A 9,931-nucleotide genomic window follows, 5' to 3' on the forward strand; every position below is an offset into this window, starting at 1 on the left:
CGAAGCCGCGCCCCTGCCCCGGCGCGGCGCCGGTTCGCTGCGCCCCGACGGCACGCCTCACCCACCTGCGCACTGGAGCCAAGCGCGATGGACGTTCTTATCCAGCTGGTGCTCAACGGCATATTGCTCGGCAGCATGTATGCCATCATCAGCGTCGGCCTCACCCTGATCTTCGGCATCGTGCGGGTGGTGAACTTCGCCCACGGCGAGTTCCTGATGGTGGGCATGTATGCCGCCTATCTGCTGGCCGCGAAGTTCGGCCTGCACCCCTATGCCGCCGCGGTGCCCATCGTGATCCTGCTGTTCGCCATCGGTGCAGCGGTGCAGCGCTTCCTCATCCAGCCGCTGCTGGGGGCCGAGGAGCACATCCAGATCTTCGCGACAGTCGGCCTCTCCACCGCGCTGGTGAACCTCGCGCTGCTGGTGTTCGGCGCGGACCTCTATTCCATCCCCCCGTCGGCCGCGCAGGGCTCGGTGATGGTGGGCGGCTTCTCCCTGGTGAAGGGACAGCTCGTGATGTTCGTGTGCGCCCTGGCGCTGGTCGCCGGGCTGCACCTCTTCATGCAGTCCACCGCGCTCGGCCGCGCCATCCGCGCCACCGCGCAGAACCGCAACGCGGCGCTGCTGATGGGCGTGAAGGTGGACCAGATCTACGTCATCGCCTTCGGCATCGGCGCCGGCTGCGTGGGCCTCGCCGCGGCGCTGGTGATGCCGCTCTATCCGGTGACGCCCACCATCGGCACCTACTTCGTGCTCACCGCCTTCGTGGTGGTGGTGCTGGGCGGCATGCGCTCCATGTACGGCGCCTTCTTCGGCGCCATGATCATCGGCCTCGTGGACAGCCTCTCCGGCTACTACATCGCCCCCGACCTGAAGGAAGTCGTCTATTTCGCGCTCTTCCTCGCCATTCTCATCTTCAAGCCCACCGGCCTGTTCGGCCTCGGCCGCGGCACGGAGTGATCCGATGAGCCTTCAAGACTCCTCGCCCGCCTCCACCGCCGGGAAGTCCTCGCCGGCGGCCTCCGGCGGCCCTTCCCTCCTCGCGCGTCTCGCAAATCCGCGGGTCTATTGCGCGCTCCTCGCGCTCTCGCTGCTGGTCATCATCCCGGCCTGGTCGGGCTCGACCTTCGTGATCCACGTCTTCGTCACCATCTGCGTGTTCGGGGCGCTGGCGACCGCGTGGAACATCCTCGGCGGCTATGCCGGCCAGCTCTCGCTGGGTCACACGGTGTTCTACGGCATCGGCGGCTATACGGCGGCGCTGCTTCTGGACAGCTTCGGCCTCTCGCCCTGGATCGGCATGATCGGCGGCGCGGCGCTGGCGGCGCTGGTCTCCGTCGGCATCGGCTATCCCTGCTTCCGGCTGCGCGGGCCGTTCTTCTCGCTGGCGACCATCGCCTTCCTTGAGGTGGTTCGGCTGCTCGCCATCCATTTCAACGGCCTCACCGGCGGCTCGGCCGGCCTCGTGGTGCCGCTCCAGATCGGCTGGCCGTGGATGATCTTCCGCGAGAAGATCAACTATCTCTACATCGCCTTCGGCCTTCTGCTCCTGTCGCTCGCGGTCAGTTACGCCATCCGCAACTCGCGGCTCGGCTATGCCCTCACCGCCGTGCGCGAACGCGACAGCGCGGCCCAGGCGGCGGGCATCAACATCAACGGCGTCAAGCTGTGGGCCATCGCCATCTCGGCGGCGCTCACGGCGACGGTCGGCACCTTCCACGCCATGTACATGACGTTCCTGGAGCCGGCGACGCTGTTCTCTCTCGCCACCGCCATCGAGATCGCCATGTTCGCCCTGATCGGCGGCCTCGGGACGGTGGCGGGGCCCCTCCTCGGGACGGTGCTGGTGGTTCCGCTCGCGGAACTCGCCCGCGGCTGGCTCGGGGCCTCGGCCAACGGCCTGCACGGCTTCGTCTACGGCACCGTGCTGGTCGTCATCACCCTGACCCTGCCCGGCGGGCTGGTGGGCACCTTCGGCCCGTTCGTCACCCGCCTCATCGACCGCCTGCCCGGCGGCGGGCGGACCCGGCCGGAGACCGTTGCACCCGCGGCCAAGCTGGTGGGCGGCACGGTCGGCGAGCCCGTGCTGAAGGCGACCAACCTCGTGAAGCGCTTCGGCGGTCTGGTGGCCACCGACAACGTGTCCCTCACCCTGAAGCGCGGCGAGATCCTCGGCGTCATCGGCCCCAACGGCGCCGGCAAGACCACCGTCTTCGCCCAGCTCTCCGGCTTCCTCGCGCCCAATGCGGGCACGGTGGAACTGCTGGGACAGGACGGCAAATGGCACCAGCCGAAGACGCCCGACGCCTTCGCCCGCCTCGGCATCGGCCGCACCTTCCAGATCGTCCAGCCGTTCGGCAAGCTGACGGTTCTGGAGAACATCATGATCGGCGCCTTCCTGCGCCATCGCTCGGTGGACGACGCCCGCGCCGTGGCGCTGCGCGTCGCCCGCACGGTTGGCCTCTACGAGCTCAAGGACGTAGAGGCGGGCACCCTGCCCATCGGCGGCCTGAAGCGGCTGGAAGTGGCGCGCACGCTGGCCACCGAGCCCACCATCCTCCTCCTCGACGAGGTGATGGCGGGACAGAGCCAGTCCGACACGCTGAAGATGGTGGAGCTGGTGCGTGCCATTCGCGACAGCGGCGTCACCGTCATCGCCATCGAGCACAACATGCAGGCCATCATGAGCCTCTCGGACCGCATCGTCGTCATCGACAGCGGCAAGGTGATCGCCGAGGGCGCGCCGGAGACCGTCGTGCGCGAGCGCCGGGTGATCGAGGCCTATCTCGGGGAGGATTTCGTCCATGCTCAAGGTCTCTGACGTGACCGCCGGCTACGGCCGGACCGTCATCCTCCAGGGCCTCTCGCTGAACGTGGGGCGGGGCGAGGTCGTCACCATCATCGGCTCCAACGGCGCCGGCAAGACGACCCTGCTGCGCACCATCTCCGGCCTTGTGAAGCCCACCTCCGGCTCCATCGAGTTCGACGGCAAGCGCATCGACCGCATGAGCCCGGACGAGATCGTCGGCTCCGGCCTCATCATGGTGCCGGAGGCGCGCCAGCTCTTCCCTGTCATGACCGTGCGCGACAACGTGCTGATGGGCGGCTACCACCCGAACGTCCGTGCCGGAATGATGGAGCGCTTCGAGGAGGTGCTGGACATCTTCCCCCGCGTCCGCGAGCGCCTCTCCCAGCTCGCCGGCTCCCTCTCCGGCGGCGAGCAGCAGATGGTGGCCATCGCCCGCGGGCTGATGGCGAAGCCGAAGCTCCTGATGCTGGACGAGCCGTCGCTCGGCCTCGCCCCCATCATCGTCGGGCAGATGTTCGATGTCATCGATCGCATCTGCAAGAGCGGCACCACGGTTCTCCTCGTGGAGCAGAAAGCGTTCCACGCGCTGAAGATCGCCGACCGCGCCTATGTGATCGAGAACGGCGAGATCGCCATCGAGAACACCGGCGCGGGCCTGCTCGCCGACCCGCACATCAAGACCGCCTATCTCGGCATCTGAGACCGGACCTTTGCCCATGACCGCCCCGACATCCCGAGAGATTTCCGGCCTCACCAAGGTCTACGGCATCCTCGCGGACCCCATCCATCACGTGAAGACGCCGCAGATGCTCAACGCGCTCATGGCGCGCGAGGGCCGCGACGGCGTGATGGTGCCCTTCCACGTTTCGTCCGAGGAACTGCCGCGCCTCGTGGACGGCCTGAAAGCCATGAAGAGCCTCGGCGGCTTCGTGGTGACGGTGCCGCACAAGACCGCCATCGTGGACCTTCTGGACGAAGTGTCCGACAGCGCCCGCCGCATCGGCGCCTGCAACGTGGTGCGCCGGGAGGAAGACGGGCGGCTGGTCGGCGACATGCTGGACGGCAAGGGCTTCGTCGGCGGGCTCATCGCGGCCGGTATCGATCCGAAGGGCAAGAGCGTCTATCTCGCGGGAGCAGGTGGCGCGGCCAATGCCATCGCCTTCGCCTTCGTGGAGGCGGGCGTCGCCCGCCTCACCATCGCCAACCGCACGCGGGCGAAGGCGGAAGACCTCGCCCAGCGCCTCGCCGAGGCGTTCCCGGGCGCGCCGGTGGAGATCGGCACCGCCGACCCTGAAGGCCACGACATCGTCGCCAACGCCACCTCGCTGGGACTGAAGGCGGGCGATGCCCTGCCGCTCGACGCATCGCGGCTGACGAGCGACCAGATCGTCGCCGAGGTCATCATGCAGCCGGAGGAAACCGCCATCCTCGCTGCCGCCAAGGCGAAGGGCTGCCGCACCCATCCCGGCAAGCCCATGCTGGTGTGCCAACTCGATCTGATGGCCGACTTCCTCGGCATGCGCGCGCTTATCTCGCATTCCTCGGGAGCCGCCTCGTGACCGGCGCGCTGGCGGGCCGCTGCGCCCTCATCACCGGCGGCGCCTCGGGCATCGGCCTTGCCGTAGCGCGGGCCTTCCGGGCGGAGGGCGCCTCCCTCGTATTGCTCGACCTCGATCCCGCCGCCGCGTCCGTCGCGGAAGAGCTGGGCGAGACCCTCGCCGTCAAGGGCTCGGTGACGCGCAAGGCGGACATCGTGGCCGCCTTCGATGCCGCCGAGGTGCGGTTCGGGCCGGTGGACATCTGCCTCGCCAATGCCGGCGTCTCGCAGAATGCTCCCACCCTCTCGGTGAGCGAGGAGGAGTGGGAGCGCGTCATCTCCATCAACCTCACCGGCGTGTTCCTCACCGCGCAGGAAGCCGGCCGGCGGATGATCGCGCAGGGCGGCGGCTCGCTGCTGCTCATGGCCTCCATGTACGGCATCGTCGCCGCGCCCGAGCGCATCGGCTACTGCGCCTCCAAGGCCGGCGTCGCCATGATGGCCAAGGCGCTCTCCTGCGAATGGGCGCGCGAGGGCGTGCGGGTGAATGCCCTCGCCCCCGGCTACGTGCGCACCCCCTTCCTCGACGACCTCGCCCAGCGCGGCCGCCTCGACCTCGACAGGCTCAAGGCCCGCACGCCCATGGGCCGGCTGATCGAGACCGAGGAGGTGGCCCGCATGGCCGTTTTCCTCGCCTCCGACCAGGCGAGCGCCGTGACCGGTCAGGTCATGGCCGTCGATGGCGGCTGGACCGCCTACGGCTACCTCTGAACACGTCTGCGGCGGGTGCCGCAGACGTACTGAACACAGCTTCCGGCAGGTGCCGGAAGCATCGAAATGAAACGTTTTAATTGACGGTCCCGACGCCACTCCGAGCGCAGGAGGACGCCGCGGCACGGAGACAAGAGATGCCCGAGACCATTGCCCTTCATCCCGCCGCGCCCTGGGTCGAATTGAAGTCCACGGAGGCCGATTGGGCCACCGCCGACCCGGCTTTGCTCAAGGAGCTGCTGGCGCAGATGGCGCTCATCCGCGCCTTCGAGGAGAAGGTGCTGGAGCTGGCCGGCGAAGGCCTCGTGCACGGCCCGGCCCATTCCTCCATCGGCCAGGAGGGCGGCGCGGCCGGCTCCATCGTGGGCCTGCGCCCCACCGATCAGGTCAACGGCTCCCATCGCGGCCATCACCAGTTCCTCGCCAAGGCGCTGGCTTATGTGGCGCCCGGGCTCGACCCCACCGCGCCGCTCAGCGACGACACCCACGCCCTGCTCCACCGCTCGCTCGCCGAAATCCTCGGCCTCGAGCCCGGCTTCGGCCACGGGCGCGGCGGCTCCATGCATCTGCGCTGGGGTGAGGCGGGCGCCATCGGCACCAATGCCATCGTCGGCGGCGGCGTGCCGCTGGCGGCGGGTGCCGCCTTCGCCCACAAGCGCGCGGGCACGGGGGATGTGGCCATCTCCTATTTCGGCGACGGCGCGGTGAACATCGGCGCGGTGCTGGAAACCATGAATCTCGCCGCCGCGTGGGACCTGCCGCTGCTCTTCTTCATCGAGAACAACGGCTATGCGGTGGCCACCACCGTGGAAGAGGCGACCCGCGAGACCCGCCTCTCCGGTCGCGGCACCGGCTTCGGCATTCCCTCGTGGAAGGTGGACGGCATGGACCCGCTGGCGGTCCATCTCGCCACGCAGGAAGCTTTGAAGATCATGCGCGCGGGCAAGGGCCCGGCGGTGATCGAGGCAGACGTCTACCGCTATTTCCACCAGAACGGCGCCCTGCCCGGCTCCGCTTTCGGCTATCGCACCAAGGAGGAAGAGGCCTCCTGGCGCGCCCGCGATCCCATCAAGCGCACCGGCGCGGCGCTGGTGGCGCGCGGCGTGCTCACGCAGGATGATCTCGACGCCCTCACCGAACGCGCGCAAGCGGCCATGGCCGACGCCGCCGCGCAGCTCGTCGAGACCGTGGGCAACAAGCGCCGGGTGATGCCCGGCATGTGGCCCAACGTGTCCTTCGTGGACGAAGGCATCCGCGGCGATCTCTCTGAACTTTCGGGCAAGCGCGCCGAGGAGGAGGCGACCTATCGCGGCCGCCTTTCCGAGCGCAAGTTCGTGGACGCCATCGCCGACGTGCTCCACCGCCGCTTCGAGACGGACGAGCGCTTCGTCATCATGGGCGAGGACATCCACAAGCTGAAGGGCGGCACCAACGGCGCCACCCGCGGCCTCGCCGCCGCCTTCCCCGACCGCTGTTTGGGCACGCCCATCTCCGAAGGCGCGTTCGCGGGCCTCGCCGGCGGCATCGCCATGGACCGGCGCTACCGGCCCATCATCGAGTTCATGTATCCCGACTTCATGTGGGTGGCCGCCGACCCGGTGTTCAACCAGATCGGCAAGGCACGGCACATGTTCGGGGCGGATGTTCCGGTGCCGCTGGTGCTGCGCACCAAGATCGCCATGGGCACGGGCTACGGCTCCCAGCATTCGCTGGACCCCGCGGGCGTGTTCGCCACCTCCCCCGGCTGGCGCATCGTCGCGCCGTCCACCCCGTTCGACTATGTGGGCCTGATGAATGCCGCGCTGACCTGCGAGGACCCCGTGCTCGTGATCGAGCATGTGGACCTCTACCAGACCTCCGGCGCCATTCCCGACGGCGACCTCGACTACATCATCCCCTTCGGCAAGGCGAAGGTGGTGCGGCCGGGCGGCGAACTCACCATCCTCACCTATTCCGCCATGGTCCATCGCAGCCGCGAGGCGGTGGAGGAACTGGGGCTCGACGCCGAGATCATCGACCTGCGCTCTCTCGACCGGGCCGGGCTCGACTGGGACACCATCGGCGAGAGCATCCGCAAGACCAACAACGTGCTGATCGTGGAGCAGGGCTCCCTCTCCACCTCCTATGGCGGCTTCCTCGCCGACGAGATCCAGCGCCGCTATCTCGACTGGCTGGACCAGCCGGTGCAGCGCGTGACCGGAAAGATCGCCTCGCCCACCATCTCCAAGGTGCTCGAGCGCGCCGCCTTCGCCGGCAAGGAAGAGGTCATCGCGGGCCTCGCCGTCACCATGGCCGCGAAAGGCACGCCGCTGCCGGGAATGCCCGGCGCCGCCCTCTAGTCCCATTCGGATCGAAGACGATGGACAGTTTCGATTACATCGTGGTGGGCGGCGGCACCGCAGGGTGCATCCTCGCCGCCCGGCTCTCGGAAGACCCGCGCCGCCGCGTGCTGCTGCTGGAGGCGGGCGGCACCGACAAGGGCTTCTGGGTGCCCATCCCGGCCGGCTTCTCCAAGCTCCTGTCGGGCAGCGCCTTCAACTGGCGCTTCAACACCGAGCCCGAGCCCAACACCTACGACCGCCCCATCGTGGTGCCGCGCGGCAAGGGGCTCGGCGGCTCCACGCTCATCAACGGCATGATTTTCGTGCGCGGGCAGAAGCAGGATTTCGACGGCTGGGCCCAGCGCGGCGCCACCGGCTGGGGCTATGACGACGTTCTGCCCTATTTCAAGAAGTTCGAGCGCTTCGACGAGCCGGATGCGGACCCCAGCGTGCGCGGCACGGACGGCCCCATCAGCATCGTGCGCGTGACGGAGCGGCCGGTGCTCTCCGAGGCCTTCCTCTCGGCGGCTGAAGAGGCCGGCTTTCCCCGCAATCCCGATTACAACGGGAAGGATCAGGAAGGCTTCGGCTATTATCAGGTGAACCAGCGCGGCGGACGGCGCTGGACCGTGGTGGACGGCTATCTGCGCCCTGCCCTCTCCCGCCCCAACCTCAAGGTCGTCACCCACGCGCAGGCCCTGCGCCTCGTGCTCGACGGGCGGCGGGTGACCGGCGTGGTGTATCGGCGGGATGGGAAGGAAGAGACCGCGTTCACGGCCGGCGAGGTGCTGCTCACCGCAGGCGCGGTGCAGTCACCCCATCTCATGGAACTCTCCGGCATCGGCCATCCGGACGTGCTGAAGGCGGCGGGAATTCCCGTGGTCCATGCGCTGCCGGGCGTCGGCAACAATTATCAGGACCATTTCGCCACCCGCATGAACTGGCGGGTGAAGGAGCCTATCACCCTCAACGAGCAGACGCGGGGCATCGCCCTCGCCAAGGCGGTGGCGCAGTATTTCCTCACCCGCAAGGGCATCCTCACACTGGGCACGGGCCTCGCCCATGGCTTCGTGAAGACGCGGCCGGGCCTCGCCGGGCCGGACGTGCAGTACTTCTTCATGCACGCGAGCTACGCCAACGCCGCCGACCGGGCGCTGGATCATTTGCCGGGCATGACCATCGGCGTCACCCAGCTGCGGCCCCATTCGGTGGGCTCGATCCATGCGAAGAGCGCCGACCCGCTGACGCCGCCGGCCATCCGACCCAACTTCCTCGCCGTGGAGGAAGACCGCGCCTGTCTTGCCGCCGGCATGCGGATCGCCCGCGACATCGTCGGGCAGACGGCCATGGACCCTTATCGCGCCTTCGAGATGAACCCCGGGCCGGACTGCCGGAGCGACGCCGACTTCGTGGAGTTCGCCCGCCGCACCGGGCAGACCATCTACCATCCCGTCGGCACCTGCGGCATGGGCACCGGGCCGCAGGCGGTGGTGGACCCGCACCTGCGCGTCGTCGGTCTTTCCGGCCTGCGCGTGGTGGACGCCTCGGTGATGCCGACGCTGGTCTCCGCCAACACGGCGGCGGCGGTGATGATGGTCGCGGAGAAGGCGGCCGATCTCATCAAGGCGGACGGCAGAGCCTAATCAGCGGCAGCGCTACGTCAAACGCCAAAAGCCGGCGCGGGGATTTCCCCGGCCGGCGCCGAACGCCCTGTCCGCGATCCCGAGGGATCAGCGGCGGCGGAAATTCTGCTGACGGCGTGCGCCGGGCGGCGGGGCGTTGCCCTCGGCCTTGTGGCGGAAGTTGATCCGGCCGCGATCGAGATCGTAAGGCGACATCTCCACCACCACGCGGTCGCCCTCGATGGTGCGGATGCGGTTCTTCTTCATCTTGCCGGCCGCATAGGCCAGGATCTGGTGGTCGTTGTCGAGCCGGACCCGGAAATTGCCGTCCGGCAGCACTTCGGTCACAGTTCCCTCGAACTCCAGCAGTTCTTCCTTCGCCATATAGTCGTCTCCAGCTGTCCCGCGACGCGGGACGAATTTGGCGGGCTTATCTCACAAAATCGCCCGATTTCCCATAGGTGGGACACGCCGGCCCGGGAAAAAGGCCCGGCGTGTCCTGTTCAACGCAGTGTGACGCGCGAGCGGATGCTCAGTTCACTGGCCGCTTGGCACCGGCAGGGCGGCCCGCAGGACGCTCGCCCCGGTTGGACACCGCCTTCATGAAGCCGAGGCCGCCGAGATCGTTGCCGGGACGCGAACCACGCTCACCGCCACGATCGCCCGCCCGCTCGCCGCCACGGCCTTCGCCCTGGGGACGCGCGCCACGGCCTTCACCGCTGCGGTTCTGGCCGTCGCGACGGCCGGCGCCGTTGCCGGACCGGCTTCGGATCCGTCCTGCTTCGCCACCCCGAGCTGCGCTTCCAGATCGGCCCACCGCGCCTCGGGCCAGCGATCCGCCCCGAGGATCCACGCGGCCGCGCGGGCATAG

The 9,931-nt window shown here is 68.8% G+C and carries 9 protein-coding genes; 7 read left to right on the forward strand and 2 right to left on the reverse strand.

Annotated features, from left to right (window positions below):
- Positions 1 to 87 precede the first annotated feature (87 nt).
- The 7 genes from ACE3QW_RS17960 to ACE3QW_RS17990 all read left to right on the forward strand — a co-directional run bounded on the left by ACE3QW_RS17960 (position 88) and on the right by ACE3QW_RS17990 (position 9,081).
- Entirely contained in the window at positions 88 to 960 is an 873-nt protein-coding gene (locus ACE3QW_RS17960) for a branched-chain amino acid ABC transporter permease (RefSeq protein WP_024277925.1), read from the forward strand.
- A 4-nt stretch (positions 961 to 964) separates the two neighbouring features.
- On the forward strand, positions 965 to 2,821 hold the full coding sequence (locus ACE3QW_RS17965) for an ATP-binding cassette domain-containing protein (protein WP_029555081.1): 1,857 nt from the start codon (positions 965 to 967) through the stop codon (positions 2,819 to 2,821).
- Positions 2,805 to 3,509 (forward strand): ABC transporter ATP-binding protein, encoded by a 705-nt coding sequence (locus ACE3QW_RS17970; RefSeq protein WP_024277923.1) that lies wholly within the window; start codon positions 2,805 to 2,807, stop codon positions 3,507 to 3,509. The genes ACE3QW_RS17965 and ACE3QW_RS17970 overlap by 17 nt, the downstream gene beginning before the upstream one ends.
- Positions 3,510 to 3,525: 16 nt before the next feature.
- Positions 3,526 to 4,368 carry a shikimate dehydrogenase gene (locus tag ACE3QW_RS17975; RefSeq protein ID WP_374252949.1) on the forward strand — a complete coding sequence of 281 codons (843 nt, stop codon included), beginning with the start codon at positions 3,526 to 3,528 and terminating at the stop codon, positions 4,366 to 4,368.
- Complete coding sequence (locus ACE3QW_RS17980; protein ID WP_250168201.1) at positions 4,365 to 5,117, forward strand: SDR family oxidoreductase; 753 nt, start codon at positions 4,365 to 4,367, stop codon at positions 5,115 to 5,117. The genes ACE3QW_RS17975 and ACE3QW_RS17980 overlap by 4 nt, the downstream gene beginning before the upstream one ends.
- Before the next feature lie 137 nt (positions 5,118 to 5,254).
- Positions 5,255 to 7,456: a thiamine pyrophosphate-dependent enzyme gene (locus ACE3QW_RS17985; RefSeq protein WP_374252951.1), complete on the forward strand. Its 2,202-nt coding sequence runs from the start codon at positions 5,255 to 5,257 to the stop codon at positions 7,454 to 7,456.
- A gap of 20 nt (positions 7,457 to 7,476) precedes the next feature.
- Positions 7,477 to 9,081 (forward strand): GMC family oxidoreductase, encoded by a 1,605-nt coding sequence (locus ACE3QW_RS17990; RefSeq protein WP_374252953.1) that lies wholly within the window; start codon positions 7,477 to 7,479, stop codon positions 9,079 to 9,081.
- 87 nt (positions 9,082 to 9,168) lie between these two features.
- Here the strand turns inward: ACE3QW_RS17990 and infA are convergent, their stop codons facing one another.
- Together infA and ACE3QW_RS18000 are read right to left on the reverse strand one after the other, a co-directional pair.
- Positions 9,169 to 9,444: a translation initiation factor IF-1 gene (gene infA / locus ACE3QW_RS17995; protein ID WP_012115181.1), complete on the reverse strand. Its 276-nt coding sequence runs from the start codon at positions 9,442 to 9,444 to the stop codon at positions 9,169 to 9,171.
- A 216-nt stretch (positions 9,445 to 9,660) separates the two neighbouring features.
- Positions 9,661 to 9,931, reverse strand: a 271-nt coding sequence (locus tag ACE3QW_RS18000; RefSeq protein ID WP_374252956.1) for a hypothetical protein, incomplete at its 5' end; no start/stop codon positions are given.

This window comes from Xanthobacter sp. (assembly GCF_041911315.1).
In the GTDB taxonomy this organism is placed as follows: Bacteria; Pseudomonadota; Alphaproteobacteria; order Rhizobiales; family Xanthobacteraceae; genus Xanthobacter; species Xanthobacter aminoxidans.

Coding starts and splice junctions, on each gene's coding strand:
- ACE3QW_RS17975 (WP_374252949.1), top strand. CDS start 3,526: ATGACCGCCCCGACATCCCGAGAGATTTCCGGCCTCACCAAGGTCTAC.
- ACE3QW_RS17985 (WP_374252951.1), top strand. CDS start 5,255: ATGCCCGAGACCATTGCCCTTCATCCCGCCGCGCCCTGGGTCGAATTG.
- ACE3QW_RS17965 (WP_029555081.1), top strand. CDS start 965: ATGAGCCTTCAAGACTCCTCGCCCGCCTCCACCGCCGGGAAGTCCTCG.
- infA (WP_012115181.1), bottom strand. CDS start 9,444: ATGGCGAAGGAAGAACTGCTGGAGTTCGAGGGAACTGTGACCGAAGTG.
- ACE3QW_RS17990 (WP_374252953.1), top strand. CDS start 7,477: ATGGACAGTTTCGATTACATCGTGGTGGGCGGCGGCACCGCAGGGTGC.
- ACE3QW_RS17970 (WP_024277923.1), top strand. CDS start 2,805: ATGCTCAAGGTCTCTGACGTGACCGCCGGCTACGGCCGGACCGTCATC.
- ACE3QW_RS17960 (WP_024277925.1), top strand. CDS start 88: ATGGACGTTCTTATCCAGCTGGTGCTCAACGGCATATTGCTCGGCAGC.